We start from the raw sequence: 15,250 nt of genomic DNA, 5'->3' as shown, positions 1-15,250 counted from the left end.
GGTCATTCCCTGTCTCCTATTCCATCAGGATCATGCGCGCCGCCTTTTCGGCGATCATGACCGTGGGCGAGTTGGTATTGCCGGATGTGATCGTCGGCATGATCGAGGCGTCGGCCACGCGCAGGCCGCCGACGCCGCGGACGCGAAGCCGCGGATCCACGACCGAGTCCTGATCGCTGCCCATCCTGCAGGTTCCGACAGGGTGGAAGATGGTGGTGCCGATGTCACCGGCGGCGCGTTCCAGCTCTTCCTGGGTCTCGAAGGACGGCCCGGGCTTGAACTCCTGCGGGCTGTACCGTGCCAGCGCCGGCTGACCGACGATGGCGCGGGTGATCCGAATGGAATCGGCAGCCACGCGCCTGTCCGCCTCGGCAGACAGGTAATTGGGGCGGATCGCCGGCTGCACCCGGTGGTCCGGCGAACGCACATGCACGCTGCCGCGGCTTTCGGGCCGCAGGTTGCAGACACTGGCCGTGAAGGCCGGAAAGGAATGAACGTTCTCGCCGAACTTCTCAAGGCTGAGAGGCTGCACGTGATATTGCAGGTTGGCGGTCTCGAAGGCAGGGTCCGAACGGGTGAAGACGCCAAGCTGGCTGGGCGCCATGGACATCGGGCCCGACCGCGACAGGGCGTACTCCAGCCCGATCATCATCTTGCCGGCCATGGTGGACGCACGCTCGTTCAGCGTGCGGATGCCCGACACCTTGTAGGCGCAGCGCAGTTGCAGGTGGTCCTGCAGGTTTTCGCCGACGGCCGGCCTGTCGACCACGGTTTCCACGCCCGCCTGCGCCAGCACGCGGCCGCCGCCGATCCCCGACAGCTCCAGGATATGCGGCGAGCCGATGGCCCCCGCGCTCAGCACCACCTCGGCACGGCAGGCCGCACGCAGCACCGCGCCGCCCGTCTCGTACTCGACGCCGGTGACGCGGCCGTCCTCGATCAAAAGGCGGCGCACCTGTGCTCCCGTCCGGACCGACAGGTTCGGCCGCTTCGCGGCCGGCTTCAGGAAGGCCTTGACGGTATTCCAGCGCACGCCGCGCTTCTGGTTGACCTTGAAGTAGGACGAACCTTCATTGTCGCCTCGGTTGAAATCCTCGATCTTCGGGATGCCGTATTGCGCGGCCGCCTCGCGGAAGGCGTCGAGGATATCCCAATGCAGCCGGGCGGTTTCGACGCGCCATTCGCCGCCGGCTCCGTGCATGGCGTCGGCCCCGGCATAATAATCCTCGCTCGCGCGGAACAATGGCAGCACGTCGTCCCACGACCAGCCGTCGCAACCCATCTGGCGCCATAAATCGTAGTCGCGGGCCTGGCCGCGCATGTAGATCATGCCGTTGATGGACGAGCAGCCGCCCAGTACCTTGCCGCGGGGATAGCCGAGGGTGCGGCCGTTCAACCCGGCTTCCGCGTCCGTGGAGAAGCACCAGTCCGTGCGCGGATTGCCGATGCAATACAGGTAGCCGACCGGAATGTGGATCCAGGCATAATTGTCGCGGCCGCCCGCCTCAAGCAACAGCACGCTGCGCGTGCCGGCGGAGAGGCGGTTGGCGAGCGTGCAGCCGGCGGTACCGCCGCCGACCACGATGTAATCGAATGTATCGGACATGAGATCAGGCGCCGAGACGCTCCATGAGGCGCCGGCCGAATCTGGAGTTCTGGAACTCGCCTACGATGCCGCGCCGGAACACCAGCACGCATATCATGAAGATCAGGCCGGTAATGATGGTGACGGGAAAGGCCGAGGTGGCCAGATAGTTCTGCAGGGTCACCACGATGGCCGCGCCGAAGAACGGGCCGAGCATGGTGCCGATGCCCCCGAGCAGCGTCATCAGGATGACTTCGCCGGACATCTGCCAGGCGACGTCCGTCAGGGTCGCGAACTGGAAGACCAGCGCCTTGACGGAGCCCGCCAGCCCGGCCAGCGTCGCGGACATCACGAAGGCCGCGAGCTTGTAGGAATTGACCGAGTAGCCGAGCGAGATGGCGCGGCTCTCGTTTTCGCGGATCGACTTCATGATCATGCCGAAGGGCGAATGCACGATGCGGTGGATGGCGAACATGCCGATCAGGAAGGCCGCAAGCACGAAATAGTACATGTTGAGGCTCTGACCGAGATCGATGAAGCCGAACAGCATGCCCCTCGGCACCGCCTGGATGCCGTCCTCTCCGTGGGTGAAGGGCGCCTGCAGGCAGAAGAAGAAGAACATCTGCGCCAGCGCCAGCGTCACCATGGCGAAGTAGATGCCCTGCCTGCGGATCGCCAGAAAGCCCATGACGAGGCCGAGTACGGCGGCGCCTGCCATGCCGACCAGGATGCCGAGTTCGGGCGACAGGCCCCAGACCTTCACCGCATGGGCGGTGAAATAGGCGGCCCCGCCGAAGAAGGCCGCATGCCCGAAGGACAGGAGGCCGGTATAGCCGAGCAGCAGGTTGAACGCCGATGCGAACAGCGCGAAGCACAGGAGCTTCATCAGGAAAACGGGGTAGAAGCCCATCGGCGCGAGGATGAGGGCTCCGATGGCGATGGCCAACAGCGCCAGCCGCGCCGGCGCCATGCCCCGGCGTTCGACGGCGGCCACGCCGTAAGTTGCGTTTGCCATTGTCAGGCCCTCCCGAACAGGCCGGCGGGCCGCACCAGCAGCACCAGCGCCATGATGACGAAGATGACGATGTTGGACGCCTCCGGATAGAAGACTTTCGTCAGCCCTTCGCAGAGGCCGAGCAGATAACCGGTTACGATGGCCCCGCCGATCGACCCCATGCCGCCGACGACGACGACGGCGAAGACGATGATGATGATGTTGGAGCCCATCAGCGGGCTGACCTGATAGACGGGCGCGGCGAGAATGCCGGTCAGCCCGGCCAGCGCCGCGCCGAGCCCGTAGGTGAAGGTCAAGAGCAGCGGCACGTTGATGCCGAAGGCGCGCACCAGGGTCGGGTTCTCGGTCGCCGCGCGCAGATAGGCGCCCAGCTTGGTCTTCTCGATCAGAAGCCATGTCGCCAGGCATACGATCAGCGAGGCGACGACGATGAAGCCGCGATAGTTGGGCAGGAACATGAAGCCGAGGTTGGTGCCGCCCGCCAGTTGCGGCGGCGGCGCGTAAGGCTGCCCGGACGCCCCGAAATAGTAGCGGAACGTTCCTTCGAGCACGAGCGCGAGGCCGAAGGTGAACAGCAGCCCGTAGAGGTGGTCGAGGTCGTACAGACGCGACAGGGCGAGCCTTTCGATGAGCGCTCCGGTCAGCCCGACGATCAAGGGCGCCAGGATGAGCGAAGGCCAGAAGCCGATGCCGCCATAGGCCAGCAGGAGATAGCCGGCGAAAGCGCCCAGCATGTATTGCGCGCCATGGGCGAAGTTGATGATGCGCAGCAGGCCGAAGATGACGGCGAGGCCGAGGCTGAGCATGGCATAGAAGGAGCCGTTGATGAGCCCGACAAGCAATTGCCCCATGAGGGCCTGGACGGGCACGCCGAAGATCATGGTCATGCGCTCAGACTCCCAGCACTTCGTTCAGGCGTTGCTGGTGATGGGCAAGATCCCGCGTGGCGAAACTGTCCACCACCGTGCCGTGGTCCATCAGGTAGAAGCGGTCGGCGACGCGCGCCGCGAAGCGAAAGTTCTGCTCCACCAGCAGGACGGTCAGCCCGCGCTTCTTCAGTTCGATCAGGATTTCGCCGATCCGCTCCACGATCACCGGAGCCAGCCCTTCGGTGGGCTCGTCCAGCAGGAGAAGGCGCACGCCGGACCGCAGGATGCGCGCGATGGCCAGCATCTGCTGCTCGCCACCCGACAGCTTCGTGCCGCCCGAGCCGCGCCGCTCATGCAGGTTCGGGAAGAGATCGTAGATCTCGTCGAGGCTCATGCCGCCCTTGCCGACGACCGGGGGCAAGGTGAGGTTCTCCTCGACTGTCAACGAGGCGAAGATGCCGCGCTCTTCCGGCACGAAGCCGATGCCGTGATGGGCGGTGCGATGCAGCGGCACGGGCATCATGTCGCGCCCGTCGAAGCGGATGGCGCCGGTGCGTTTGGGGATTATGCCCATGATGGCGCGCAGGGTGGTGGTCTTTCCGACGCCGTTGCGGCCGATCAGCGTGATCGTCTCGCCGCTGGCGATGTCGAGGTCCACCCCGTGCAGCGCATGGCTTTCGCCGTACCAGGCATTCAGGCCGCGCACCGAAAGGAGGGCATGCCCTGCATCGGTCGATCGATGGGAGGTGGCGGCGTGGCTCATTCCTGTGTTCCCATATAGGCGCTTCGAACGCGCGGATCGCCGGAGACCGTCCGGTAATCTCCGGCCGCCAGGATTTCGCCGCGCTGGAGCACGGTGATCCGCTGGCACAGATTGGCGACCACCTTCAGATTATGCTCCACCATCAGCACGGCGCGTTCCCGCCCGACGCGCCGGATGAGCTCCGATACCGTTCCGATATCCTCCTGCCCCATGCCGGCCATCGGTTCGTCGAGCAGCAGGACCTTCGGGTCGAGCGCCAGGGTCGTGGCGATCTCCAGAACGCGCTTGCGCCCGTAGGAGAGATCGGCAGCCAGCGCGTTTCGCGCTTCCGCCAATCCCACTTCTTCGAGAAGTTCGAGCGCCCGCGCGTTCAACACGTCGAGGGCAGACACCGGCCGCCAGAACTGTGTAGCCAGGCCGCGCGGCCGCTGCAGCGCCACCCGGACGTTTTCGAGAACCGTCAGGTGAGGAAAGGTGGCCGAGATCTGGAAGGAGCGGACAAGCCCCTTGCGCGCCACGGAGGAGGGCGAGGCACGCGTGATGTCCTGGCCGTCGAAGGTGATCTGCCCCCTGGTCGGCTGCAGGAACTTGGTCAGGAGGTTGAAGACCGTCGTCTTGCCGGCGCCGTTGGGGCCGATCAGGGCATGGACCTGCCCGTGCCGCACATCGAGATCGACATTGTTGACGGCGGTGAACCCTCCGAAGTCACGGCGCAGCCCGCGGCAGGACAGGAGCACCGCTCCTGCCTCGCCGGTCTCTGCCGCATCGGTCGTGTCCCGCTCGCGAATCATCGGCGCCCCCATGTCGCTTTACTGCGTCACGAGCGGGCAGCCGCTTTCCTCTGCGGACAGGTAGGCCTGGTCTCCGGGGATGGTTGCAAGCACCTTGTAGTAATCCCACGGCTTGGTGCTTTCCTCCGGCGACTTCACTTCCATCAGGTACATGTCGTAGACCATGCGCCCATTGGGCAAAACCTTGCCGCCGCGCCCGAACACGTCGTCCACCGGCATTTCGTGCAGCGCTTTGGCGACTGCTTCCGTCTCGTCGGTGCCGGCCTTCTCGATGGCCTTCAGATACTGGGTAACGGTGGAGTAGGTGCCGGCCTGCACCATGTTCGGCATGCGCTGCGTGCGCTCGAAGAAGCGTTGCGAGAATTCGCGGCTCTCGTCGTCACGGTCCCAGTAGAAGCCTTCGGTCAGGGTGATCCCCTGTGCCGCCTGCAAGCCGAGGCCATGCACCTCCGCCAGCGTGAACAGCAGCGCAGCCAGTTTCTGGCCGCCCTGCACGATGCCGAATTCCGATGCCTGCTTGACGGTGTTGGCCGTATCCAGGCCGGCATTGGCCATGCCGATCACCTTGGCGCCGGATGCCTGCGCCTGCAGCAGGAAGGAGGAATAGTCGGTGTTCGACAGCGGATGGCGGACCGAGCCGAGCACCTGGCCGCCGTGTTCGGTGACGAATTTCGTCGTCTGCTCTTCCAGCGAATAACCGAAGGCGTAGTCCGCCGTCAGGAAAAACCAGGTATCGCCGCCCTGTTCCACCAGGGCGCCGCCGGTGCCGACCGCCAATGCATGCGTGTCGTAGGCCCAATGGAAGCCATAGGGGCTGCACTGCTCGCCGGTCAGCGCCGTCGTGGCCGGCCCGGTCGCCATGGTGATCTTCTTCTTTTCCTTGGACAGGCCCTGCACGGCAAGCGCCACCGAGGATGTCGTCAGTTCCATGATGGTGTCGACATTCTCCGTATCGTACCACTGGCGGGCGATGTTGGAGGCGACGTCCGGCTTGTTCTGGTGATCGGCGGTGATCACCTCGATCTTGGCGCCGTTCACGGTTCCGCCGAAATCTTCCACAGCCATCAGGGCCGCCTCGTAGGACCAGCGGCCGCCGAAATCGGCATAGACGCCGGACTGGTCGTTGAGGATGCCGATCTTGACGACATCGTCGGATATCTGCGCCATCGCCGGCATGGCGACGGCTGCCAGCAGGGCTGCAGTGAGGACGGACAGTTTGTTCATTGAGGAAGCCTCCCGGGTGCCACGATCTCAGGTCCACGGGAGATGCAGTGTCGCGGCCAAGGCCGCGGCGCGGCGTCGAGCGCCACGATACGTCATCCTCCCGGCGCCCGCCGCGCTCTGTGTCGCGATCGGGCTGAGAATTGGGCGGCTCCGTTTCCTGCGATGAACCGGCCACAACCTCTGTTCCAAAGGCTAGCATCGGCATGCTGCGTCGCATATGGAATTTTCCGCACAGGAAATGTACGGTTTCGTACAGGCAATTGTACGAAAGCGTGGTTGCATGGCCGGGGCCGGTTTCGATTGGGACGATCTGCGGTATTTTCTGGCGGTTGCGCAGACAGGCCAGCTCTCGTCGGCGGCGCGTCGCCTGCGGAGCAACCACGTCACCGTGTCGCGGCGGATCGACAGGCTCGAGCAATCCCTGTCGCTTCGCCTCTTCGAGCGCTCGCCGCGCGGCTATACGCTGACCGGCGTCGGAGAGCGCCTCGTCGCCCACGCGCAGGCGATGGAGCAGACCGCGGACGGGCTGCACGAAACCATCTCGGGCGAGAAGGCGGCCCTGCGTGGCGTCATCCGTCTTTCGACGCCAGAGGGGTTCGGCAGTTTCTTCCTGTCGTCGCGCCTGCCGGACTTCGCCGCGCGCAATCCCGGTCTTCTGGTCGAGTTCATGACGCTGCAGCAGATCCTGTCCCTGTCGCGGCGCGAGGCCGACATCTCCGTCGCCCTGCATCCGCCGGCCTCCGGGCCCTATCAGGTGGAGAAGATCGCGCGCTATCGCCTGCTCGTCTATGCCAGCCGATCCTATCTCGAATCGCATCCGCCCATCCGCAGCCGCGCCGACGCGATGGAGCATCCCCTTGCCGGTTATATCGACGACATGATCTTCGCGCCGGGGCTGGATTATCTGCGCGATATCCTGCCCGGCAAACGCGCCGGCTATCAGAGTTCCAGCATCATCGCCCAACTCGCGGCGGGGCTGGCGGGCTATGGCATGACCATCCTGCCCTATTTCATCGCGCGCGGTTATCCGCAACTGGCGCCGGTACTGCCGCAGGAGTTGCATATCGAGCGCGAATACTGGCTATCGTGCCGTGAAGACCTGGCGGATGCGCCTCGCATCCGCGTCGTCCGCGACTTCATCCGGCGGGAGGCCGCAGCCTTCGAGGACATGTTCATGGCGCGCCCGATCCTCTCCGGCTGAGCTTCCATCGCCTGCCGCCATCGCTTGGAGCGTTTCCCGGGAGCCCTCGCCCAGATGCTGAAACCCATCGCCCTCATACTCGCATGCCAACTTGCCGGCGAAGCCGTCGCGCGGGGCTTCGCCCTGCCCGTACCCGGTCCCGTCATCGGGTTGCTGATCCTGTTCGCCCTGCTTCTGGCGGTGGGCAGACGCGGCGGCGCCGTGCTCGACGCGCGGCCTGAGGGCGCGCTCGGCGGCGTGGCCGACAAGATTCTCGGCATGCTGGGGCTTCTGTTCGTACCCGCAGGCGTCGGCCTCGTGGACCATCTCGGCCTTCTAGCCGGCAACGCGGCGGCCTTCGCCGCAATCCTCATCGTTTCGGTGGTCGTGACGCTGCTGGTGACGGTGGTCACCTTCCTGTGGGTGCACCGGCTGGTGAAGGGCGGCGGCGACACATGACCGGCACGCCGACGCCCTTCGAGCTATGGGCCTACCTCTCCACATCCCCGCTGCTCTGGCTAACGGTGACGCTGCTGGCCTGGCTGGTCGCCGACGAGATCGCCATCCGCACCGGCCGCAATCCCGCAGCCAACCCGGTGTTGATCGCCATCCTCATCGTCGCGGCGCTGCTTGCCATGACTGGCACGCCGTACCGAAGCTATTTCGACGGTGCGCAGTTCGTTCATTTTCTGCTGGGGCCGGCAACCGTCGCCCTCGCCATCCCGCTCTACCGCGCACGGCGTGTCATCATGGACAATTTCGTCCCCTTGCTGGCCGCGTTGGTCATCGGTTCGGCGACGGCCATCGCCGTCACCGTCCTGATGGCGCGGTGGCTGCGCCTGCCGGACGTCGCCATCCTGTCGCTCGCGCCGAAATCGGCGACCGCGCCCGTCGCCATGGGTATCTCGCAGGCCATCGGCGGCCAGCCGGCGCTGACGGCCGCCATGTGCATCCTGACGGGGATCATCGGCGCGCTGATCGTCACACCGATGATGAACGCCTTGCGCATCCGCAATTATGCCGCGCGCGGCTTCGCCGTCGGGCTGGCTTCGCACGGCATCGGCACGGCCCGCGCCTTTACCGTCGACTCCCTGGCCGGAGCCTTCGCCGGCATCGCGATGGGCCTGAACGCGCTCACGACATCGGTCATCCTGCCGCCGCTCATCGGGCTCCTGATGCGCTGACGCCTCAGTTCAGCCGGCCCTGGCGGCACCGCTCATAGGCGCGGTCCGCGGCACGCTCGGCGGTCTGCCGCGTCATGAGGCGGGACGACAGGCTGCCCCCGTCGTCGGAATAGTCTTCCAGCGCGTTGTAATAGGTCTGGCGTGCATAATTGTCGCAGCGCGACACGGGGGCGTCGTCATAGGCGACGATATCGCCGCGAAAGGCCGTCGCGCCGCCGGCCATGGTACATCCCGAAAGCAGCAGGGCGGCTATTGAGACTGTCGATAAGGTGCGCATGGAGGTTTCTCCGCTGTCCCATGTCCGGCGCCTTGCCGGGTTCGATTGGCTGGCGCAAGGTTTAGGTCGGAAAATTGTCGATCCGAAGGACAAGGCGAGAGGACAGATGACCATTTCCGGCCACAACGAAACGTTGGTGACGACACGTTTCCGCACCCATGGCTATGCGGGCGCCTTGCTGTTTACCTTCTGCCCGCCGATCTTCCTGTATGAGACGTACCAGTTGTTCTACACGACGGCGATGGAGGACAATCCGCTCATCGGGCTTTTTGCCGCCGCCGCGCTCATCCTGTCCTTCGCCAGCGTACCGCTGATGATCATCGGCCGCCGCCAGCGCTACGTCCTCGTATCCGTACCGGGTCCGGCCACGGGTGAAGCCGTTCGATAAAGGGTGCCGCGGACGAAGCGGCGCCTGATGGCGCTCAGGCGAAATACTGGCCGCCATTCACCGTAACGGTGGAGCCGGTGACGAAGCCGGCATCCTCGTCCACCAGGAAGAGCACGGTGCGGGCGATCTCGTCCGCCTGTCCCAGCCGCCCGACGGGAATTTGCGGAAGGATATGCTTCTGCATGACATCCTGCGAGATCGTCGACATCATGTCGGTGTCGATATAGCCGGGGCAGATGGCGTTGACCGTGATGCCCTTGCGGGCGCCTTCCTGGGCTAGCGCCTTGGTGAAGCCGATATCGCCGGCCTTGGCAGCCGAGTAGTTGACCTGCCCCATCTGGCCCTTCTGGCCGTTGATCGACGAAATGTTGACGATACGGCCGAATTCCCGCTCGCGCATACCCTCCCAGACAAGGCGGCTCATGTTGAACAGGCCCGTCAAATTGGTGGCGACCACCTCGTTCCACTGTTGCGGCGTCATCTTGTGGAACATCGCGTCGCGCGTGATGCCGGCATTGTTGACGAGGATGTCCGGCGGGCCCATCGCTTCCGTGACGGCTGCGATGCCCCGCCCGCAGGAGTCGTAGTCGGATACGTCCCACTTGAAAGTGGCGATTCCCGTGTCCGCCGTGAAGCGCTCGGCCACCGCCTCGTTGCCGCAGTAATTGGCCGCGACCTTGTAGCCCGCCGCCGAAAGCGCCCTGGCGATGGCGGCGCCGATACCGCGCGTGCCACCGGTTACGATTGCCGTCCTTTGCATGCGCATGTCCTCCCACTCGACGCCGCCGGCCTTGCTGCCGGACGATTCTTTTTCTCACATGGCTTCGAAACACATGGCGATGCCCATGCCGCCGCCGATACAAAGTGTGGCCAGGCCCTTGCGCGCGCCCCGCCGACGCATCTCGAACAGCAGCGTGTTGGCGATCCGCGCACCGGAAGCGCCGACCGGATGCCCGATGGCGATGGCGCCGCCATTGACGTTGACGATGTCCGGGTTCCAGCCGAGGTCCTTGTTGACTGCGCAGGCCTGTGCCGCAAAGGCCTCGTTGGCCTCGACGAGGTCGAGATCCTCGATCGACCATCCGGCCTTTTCCAGCGCCCGGCGCGATGCCGGGATCGGGCCGGAGCCCATCAGCGCCGGGTCCACGCCGGCCGTCGCCCACGACACGATGCGCGCCATCGGCGACAGTCCGCGGCGTGACGCCTCTTCCTCGGACATCAGCACCAGCGCCGCCGCGCCATCGTTGATACCGGAGGCGTTGGCCGCCGTGACGGACCCTTCCTTGTCGAAGGCCGGCCGCAGCTTCTGCACCTTGTCCAACGTCGTACCCGGCTTGATATACTCGTCGTCCTCCACGACCGTGTCGCCCTTTCGGCCCGCCACCGTAAAGGGCACGATCTCGTCGCGGAAGCGGCCTTCGCCCTGCGCCTTCTCGGCCTTGTTCTGCGAGGCCACGGCAAAGCCGTCCTGCTCGTCACGCGTGATCTGCCACTGGCGGGCGACGTTCTCGGCGGTGATGCCCATGTGATAGCCGTGGAAGGCGTCGATAAGGCCATCCTTCAGCATCGTGTCCACCAGCTTCAGGTCGCCCATCTTCTGGCCGCCGCGCAAATGCGCCGCGTGCGGCGCCATGGACATGGATTCCTGCCCTCCGGCCACGATGATGCGGGCGTCGCCCAGGGCGATCTGCTGCATGCCCAGCGCCACGGCGCGCAGGCCGGAGCCGCATAGCTGGTTCAGCGCCCAGGCGGTCGTCTCCTTCGGGCAGCCGGCCTTCATCGCCGCCTGTCGGGCCGGGTTCTGTCCCTCGCCCGCCTGTAGGATCTGGCCCAGGATCACCTCGTCCACCTCCGCCGCGTCCACGCCGGCGCGGGCGAGCGCGCCACCGATCGCGGCGGCGCCCAGTTCATGCGCCGGGACGTTGGCGAAGGCGCCGTTGAACGAGCCGACCGGCGTGCGGGCGGCGCCGACGATGACGATGGATTGAGCGGCACTCATGATGAAACTTCCTCCTTGGAGGCAGATCGAGCCTGCCCTTCGCGCCCATCAAAACCCGGACGCGGGAATTTGTGAAGGGACGCCGCGGTACAAAAGAGCATGGCCGCATGACAAAGGTTTGGATTGCCGCGTCATGGGCGGTATGTTCTTTTAGGCAGTGCAGCATTCGCCCGCAGAGGCGAAGCCGCATCGCGGAGGCGCAATGCTCGGGAGAGAGACTATGGCTCGCAGGAACGAAACGACGGTCATCAAGAAATACGCAAACAGGCGCCTCTACAACACCGGCACCAGCATGTACGTGACGCTGGAAAACCTGGCCGCCATGGTGAAGGGCAACGAGGACTTCGTCGTCCAGGACGCCAAGACCGGCGAAGACATCACCCACTCCGTCCTGACGCAGATCATCTTCGAGCAGGAAAACAAGAACGGCCAGAACCTGATGCCGATCACCTTCCTGCGCCAGCTCATACGCTTTTACGGCGACCAGATGCAGATGGTGATACCGGCCTATCTGGAACAGTCGATGACGGCGTTCTCGCACGAGCAGGAGCGCTTCCGCACCAACCCGGCGGAGGCGGTCGCGCAGACGACGCGGCTGATCGAGGATCAGGTGCGCCGCAACACGGAATTGTTCCGCCAGGCCATGAGCGTCTTCAACCCCTTTATCGCGAATGCGATGACCGAGGGCCAACCGGCACAGAACGGCGCTGCCCGCGCAGCGGGAAAGACAGGCGGCGGCGCATCCCCCGCGGAGGATCTAGCGGCCATGCGGCAGGAGCTTGCCGACATGCAGAAGCGTATCGAGGCGCTGGACTCCCGCAAGACCTGACACCCGTCCCGCCGCAACGCAAGAAGGCCGGCGCAAGCACCGGCCTTCTCGTCATATCCGACTTTCAGGGCCGCACAACGACCCCGCTGGAAAACTCAGTCCTGCGCCTTCAGAACCTGGCGGCCGCGATAGACGCCCGTCTTCAGGTCGATGTGGTGCGGACGGCGCAGCTCGCCCGAGTTCTTGTCCGTGACGTAGGTCGGCGCGCTCAGCGCATCGGCCGAGCGGCGCATGCCGCGCTTGGAAGGCGTCGTCTTTCTTTTGGGTACGGCCATGTCGTGCTCCGTCGCGATGACGGCTCCGGCCCCATCGCTTGTCTGTCTTGTTGTCGCCATCGGCGTCGGGCTCGATCGGCTCCGGCACCGTCCACGTTGCAGCCGACCGTAGATCGCCCATAAGCAATCCCACGTATTCACCTGCATCGGGGAAATCGTGACAGCCCAATACCAAAAGCGGCGGCGAAAGAAAAGTCCCCCTGCCCGCTTCGCGACATCAGCGGCCGAGCTCCAGGCATTGCGTGTAATCTCCTGCCGCCCGGGCGCGCGCCTGGATGCGGTCCGCCATCCGCGCCAGCCCTGCGCTGGGTTGCGCCGGATCGCGCGAGAGGGGCGACGGCAGGGTGACCGCCAGAAGCGCCGCCTGCCGGCCGGACAGTTCGGAAGCGGGCCGGTTGTAGTAATAGCGCGATGCGGCCTCGATGCCGTAGACGCCCGGCCCCCATTCGGCGACGTTGAGATAGATTTCCATCATGCGGCGCTTGGTCCACATCGTGTCCGCATACATGGCGAGGGGCAATTCCAGCCCTTTGCGCACATAGGATCGGCCGTTCCACAGGAACAGGTTCTTCACCGTCTGCATCGGTATGGTGGAAGCGCCACGGCTGGGCCCGTCGCCGCTGAAGGCCTGGTCCATGACCCCGGCGAACTCGGCCCAGTCGACGCCTCCATGGGCGCAGAACTGGCCGTCCTCCGACATCATCACCGAGCGCACGAGGACGGGTGCGATGTCCTCCAGCGGAACCCACTGCCTGTCATAGGGCTGGAAGGTGAAGTGCTCCGAAAGCATCAGGGTCGATACGGGCCGCGTCGACGGCAGCGCATAAATCGGCACCAGCACCAGCGGCAGCGCCACGACCGCCAGGATGAGCAGCGCCGCGAATCGCTTCAGCCGCCCGCCGAACGTTCGCTTCCGCACTTCTGGCTTCCTTTCCGGTTCAGCCTCGAGATTCAGTTCGCTCATGTCACCACATCGCCCGGCGGCACGGCGCCGCAGCGTAAAGGCCTTGCCCGCCGACGGCCAGTCCGGCACACGGAGAGTTCCCGCACAAGCATGGTCAGGAACACGCCTCGTGACAAGCTCCTATTCCCCGGCATTCTCCGACAGGCTTGCCGCGACTGCCGCAGCGGTGGAGAGCGCGCTGGACGAGGCATTGTCCACATCCGCGCCGCTTCTGGCGGGCATGCCGGCCCGGCTTGCGGATGCCATGCGCCATGGCGCGCTCGGCGGCGGCAAGCGGCTCCGCCCCTTCCTCACCCTCGAATCGGCTGCCCTTTTCGGCGCTCCGCCGGCCGGCGCGGTACAGGTTGCCGCCGCGCTGGAATGCATCCACTGCTATTCGCTCATCCATGACGACCTGCCAGCCATGGATGACGATGATGTGAGGCGCGGCCGTCCGACGGTGCACAAGGCTTTCGACGAGGCGACGGCCATCCTTGCGGGCGACAGCCTTCTGACGCTCGCCTTCGGGCTCGTCGCTTCGGCGGACGAACTGTCCCCGGCGGCGCGGCTGTCCCTCGTTTCGCTCCTCTCACGCGACGCCGGTGCGGCTGGCATGGCGGGCGGGCAGATGCTCGACCTCATGGCCGAGACCGATACGCTGGATGAAACTTCCATCGCCCGCATGCAGGCGATGAAGACGGGCGCGTTGATCGCCTTCGCCTGCGAAGCCGGCGCCGTGCTGATGGATGCATCGCAGGACGAACGCGCACGGCTGCGCCGGTTCGGGGAGGTGATCGGACTGGCCTTCCAGCTTGCCGACGACCTTCTGGACGAGACGGCCGATGCGACGACCCTCGGCAAGGCCGCCGGCAAGGACAGGGATAGGGGCAAGAAGACACTGCCGGCGTTGCATGGGCTGCAATGGACGCGCGATCGCCTGTCGGACCTCGTGTCGGAGGCGGAAGAGCTCCTGTCTCCCTTCGCTGAGAGGGGAGCCACCTTGCGCGAGGCCGCCCGCTTCATCGCCGGGCGCGACCGCTGAAGCGGTAAAGGAACCACCCTAATTGCGCAGCACGATGCAGGCGCCGCCGTCCCCACGCAGCCGGGTGCAGATGGCATTGGCCTCCGCCCGGCTGTCGGCACCGACGCGCACCGCCGTGATGCGACGTGGACCGGACGCCGGGCGGGCACGCATCAGGATCGGATCGACGCCGCCGAGGACGGATGGGTGCGCATCCTGCAGCCGCCGATAGATGCGGAGCGCGATGGCCTCGTTGACATGGCCGGCCACCTGCACCCCCCATGGCCGCATCGGGGCGCTTTCCGCCAGCGCGAAGACGGAGCGCGTCTCCATGATCGGCAGCCGCCGGCACGATTCGTCGAAGGACAGGTCGGCGTCCAGGGGCCTCGCCTCGAAATCGCGCCCCACCTCTTCCCGAAACCAGGTTGCGGGATAGGCGGTAATCGACAGGACATAGTCCTCCGTCTCGAAGGGAAGCCGCCCGCCGGTCCGCATCCACCGCTTCACCCGGTTGATGCCGCCATTATAGGCGGCCGCGGCCAGACCCCACGAGCCGAGTTCGCCCTTCAGGTCACGAAGGTAGCTGGCGGAATGCGGGATCGCCTGCTTCGGGTCGAATGGATCTTCGAGGCCGCGCTCCGCGGCCGTATAGGGCATGAATTGCGCGATGCCGCGCGCCCCGACCGGCGAAATCGCCCCGGCATCGAAACGGCTTTCCTTCCAGATCAGCCGGGCGAAGAAGTCCGGCGACATGCCCGCGTCGGCGGCGTTGAGGGCGATGAGGTCGCAGATCGCGCCGACGGGGGAATCCGCCTCCGCCGTCTCGCCGGCGACCGCGCCCATGGCGCCGATCGCCCACGACATGGCGGCAACCGGCAGGAGACGAAGCCACCGCAACGGACCGGCC

General features: G+C 65.7%; 18 protein-coding genes. 6 read left to right on the top strand and 12 right to left on the bottom strand.

All coding sequences use genetic code 11. From position 1 onward, the window contains the following. Positions 1 to 16: 16 nt before the first annotated feature. From NDN16_RS10965 to NDN16_RS10940, 6 genes are read right to left on the bottom strand one after another with little or no spacing between them, the layout of a single operon-like run. Positions 17 to 1,606, bottom strand: a complete 1,590-nt coding sequence (locus NDN16_RS10965) for a GMC family oxidoreductase (RefSeq protein ID WP_251113656.1) — start codon at positions 1,604 to 1,606, stop codon at positions 17 to 19. Between the two features lie 4 nt (positions 1,607 to 1,610). After that, positions 1,611 to 2,555 carry a branched-chain amino acid ABC transporter permease gene (locus NDN16_RS10960; protein WP_251113702.1) on the bottom strand — a complete coding sequence of 315 codons (945 nt, stop codon included), beginning with the start codon at positions 2,553 to 2,555 and terminating at the stop codon, positions 1,611 to 1,613. A 47-nt stretch (positions 2,556 to 2,602) separates the two neighbouring features. After that, on the bottom strand, positions 2,603 to 3,487 hold the full coding sequence (locus tag NDN16_RS10955; protein ID WP_251113655.1) for a branched-chain amino acid ABC transporter permease: 885 nt from the start codon (positions 3,485 to 3,487) through the stop codon (positions 2,603 to 2,605). A 4-nt stretch (positions 3,488 to 3,491) separates the two neighbouring features. Beyond that, on the bottom strand, positions 3,492 to 4,232 hold the full coding sequence (locus tag NDN16_RS10950; protein ID WP_251113654.1) for an ABC transporter ATP-binding protein: 741 nt from the start codon (positions 4,230 to 4,232) through the stop codon (positions 3,492 to 3,494). Next, positions 4,229 to 5,023, bottom strand: coding sequence for an ABC transporter ATP-binding protein (locus NDN16_RS10945; protein ID WP_251113653.1), 795 nt, complete (start codon positions 5,021 to 5,023; stop codon positions 4,229 to 4,231). The genes NDN16_RS10950 and NDN16_RS10945 overlap by 4 nt, the downstream gene beginning before the upstream one ends. An 18-nt stretch (positions 5,024 to 5,041) precedes the next feature. After that, the gene (locus NDN16_RS10940; RefSeq protein WP_251113652.1) at positions 5,042 to 6,247 is read right to left on the bottom strand and encodes an ABC transporter substrate-binding protein; all 1,206 of its coding nucleotides are present in this window, start codon (positions 6,245 to 6,247) and stop codon (positions 5,042 to 5,044) included. Between the two features lie 280 nt (positions 6,248 to 6,527). Between NDN16_RS10940 and NDN16_RS10935 the strand changes: the two genes are divergently transcribed. From NDN16_RS10935 to NDN16_RS10925, 3 genes are read left to right on the top strand one after another with little or no spacing between them, the layout of a single operon-like run. After that, positions 6,528 to 7,448: a LysR family transcriptional regulator gene (locus tag NDN16_RS10935; protein ID WP_251113651.1), complete on the top strand. Its 921-nt coding sequence runs from the start codon at positions 6,528 to 6,530 to the stop codon at positions 7,446 to 7,448. A 54-nt stretch (positions 7,449 to 7,502) separates the two neighbouring features. Then, positions 7,503 to 7,886, top strand: a complete 384-nt coding sequence (locus tag NDN16_RS10930; protein WP_251113650.1) for a CidA/LrgA family protein — start codon at positions 7,503 to 7,505, stop codon at positions 7,884 to 7,886. Next, positions 7,883 to 8,611 (top strand): LrgB family protein, encoded by a 729-nt coding sequence (locus NDN16_RS10925; RefSeq protein ID WP_251113649.1) that lies wholly within the window; start codon positions 7,883 to 7,885, stop codon positions 8,609 to 8,611. Before NDN16_RS10930 ends, NDN16_RS10925 begins: the two co-directional genes overlap by 4 nt. A 4-nt stretch (positions 8,612 to 8,615) precedes the next feature. Here NDN16_RS10925 and NDN16_RS10920 read toward each other — a convergent pair whose 3' ends face one another. After that, complete coding sequence (locus NDN16_RS10920) at positions 8,616 to 8,888, bottom strand: hypothetical protein (RefSeq protein ID WP_251113648.1); 273 nt, start codon at positions 8,886 to 8,888, stop codon at positions 8,616 to 8,618. A 106-nt stretch (positions 8,889 to 8,994) separates the two neighbouring features. Here NDN16_RS10920 and NDN16_RS10915 point away from each other — a divergent pair, with 106 nt between their 5' ends. Further along, a complete protein-coding gene (locus tag NDN16_RS10915; protein ID WP_251113647.1) occupies positions 8,995 to 9,276 on the top strand; it encodes a hypothetical protein in 282 nt (93 codons plus the stop codon). A gap of 34 nt (positions 9,277 to 9,310) precedes the next feature. On the opposite strand, the gene phbB is transcribed toward NDN16_RS10915, so the two are convergent. Both phbB and NDN16_RS10905 read right to left on the bottom strand, forming a co-directional pair. Next, positions 9,311 to 10,036 carry an acetoacetyl-CoA reductase gene (gene phbB, locus NDN16_RS10910; RefSeq protein WP_251113646.1) on the bottom strand — a complete coding sequence of 242 codons (726 nt, stop codon included), beginning with the start codon at positions 10,034 to 10,036 and terminating at the stop codon, positions 9,311 to 9,313. A gap of 54 nt (positions 10,037 to 10,090) precedes the next feature. After that, positions 10,091 to 11,275, bottom strand: coding sequence for an acetyl-CoA C-acetyltransferase (locus NDN16_RS10905; RefSeq protein ID WP_251113645.1), 1,185 nt, complete (start codon positions 11,273 to 11,275; stop codon positions 10,091 to 10,093). A gap of 220 nt (positions 11,276 to 11,495) precedes the next feature. Between NDN16_RS10905 and phaR the strand changes: the two genes are divergently transcribed. Beyond that, positions 11,496 to 12,104: a polyhydroxyalkanoate synthesis repressor PhaR gene (gene phaR / locus NDN16_RS10900; protein WP_251113644.1), complete on the top strand. Its 609-nt coding sequence runs from the start codon at positions 11,496 to 11,498 to the stop codon at positions 12,102 to 12,104. A gap of 95 nt (positions 12,105 to 12,199) precedes the next feature. Here phaR and rpmF read toward each other — a convergent pair whose 3' ends face one another. After that, positions 12,200 to 12,379: a 50S ribosomal protein L32 gene (gene rpmF, locus NDN16_RS10895; RefSeq protein WP_039195390.1), complete on the bottom strand. Its 180-nt coding sequence runs from the start codon at positions 12,377 to 12,379 to the stop codon at positions 12,200 to 12,202. Between the two features lie 217 nt (positions 12,380 to 12,596). Further along, positions 12,597 to 13,343 carry a monofunctional biosynthetic peptidoglycan transglycosylase gene (gene mtgA / locus NDN16_RS10890; protein ID WP_285292596.1) on the bottom strand — a complete coding sequence of 249 codons (747 nt, stop codon included), beginning with the start codon at positions 13,341 to 13,343 and terminating at the stop codon, positions 12,597 to 12,599. A gap of 109 nt (positions 13,344 to 13,452) precedes the next feature. Here mtgA and NDN16_RS10885 point away from each other — a divergent pair, with 109 nt between their 5' ends. Further along, positions 13,453 to 14,364: a polyprenyl synthetase family protein gene (locus NDN16_RS10885; RefSeq protein WP_435301088.1), complete on the top strand. Its 912-nt coding sequence runs from the start codon at positions 13,453 to 13,455 to the stop codon at positions 14,362 to 14,364. 18 nt (positions 14,365 to 14,382) lie between these two features. On the opposite strand, the gene NDN16_RS10880 is transcribed toward NDN16_RS10885, so the two are convergent. After that, on the bottom strand, positions 14,383 to 15,240 hold the full coding sequence (locus NDN16_RS10880; RefSeq protein WP_251113642.1) for a lytic transglycosylase domain-containing protein: 858 nt from the start codon (positions 15,238 to 15,240) through the stop codon (positions 14,383 to 14,385). Between the last annotated feature and the right edge of the window lie 10 nt (positions 15,241 to 15,250).

This window comes from Aureimonas altamirensis (genome assembly GCF_023702225.1).
Lineage (GTDB): Bacteria > Pseudomonadota > Alphaproteobacteria > Rhizobiales > Rhizobiaceae > Aureimonas > Aureimonas altamirensis_B.
The sequence above is the reverse complement of the archived record's forward strand: the minus strand, read 5'-3'. Positions and strand labels throughout refer to the sequence as shown.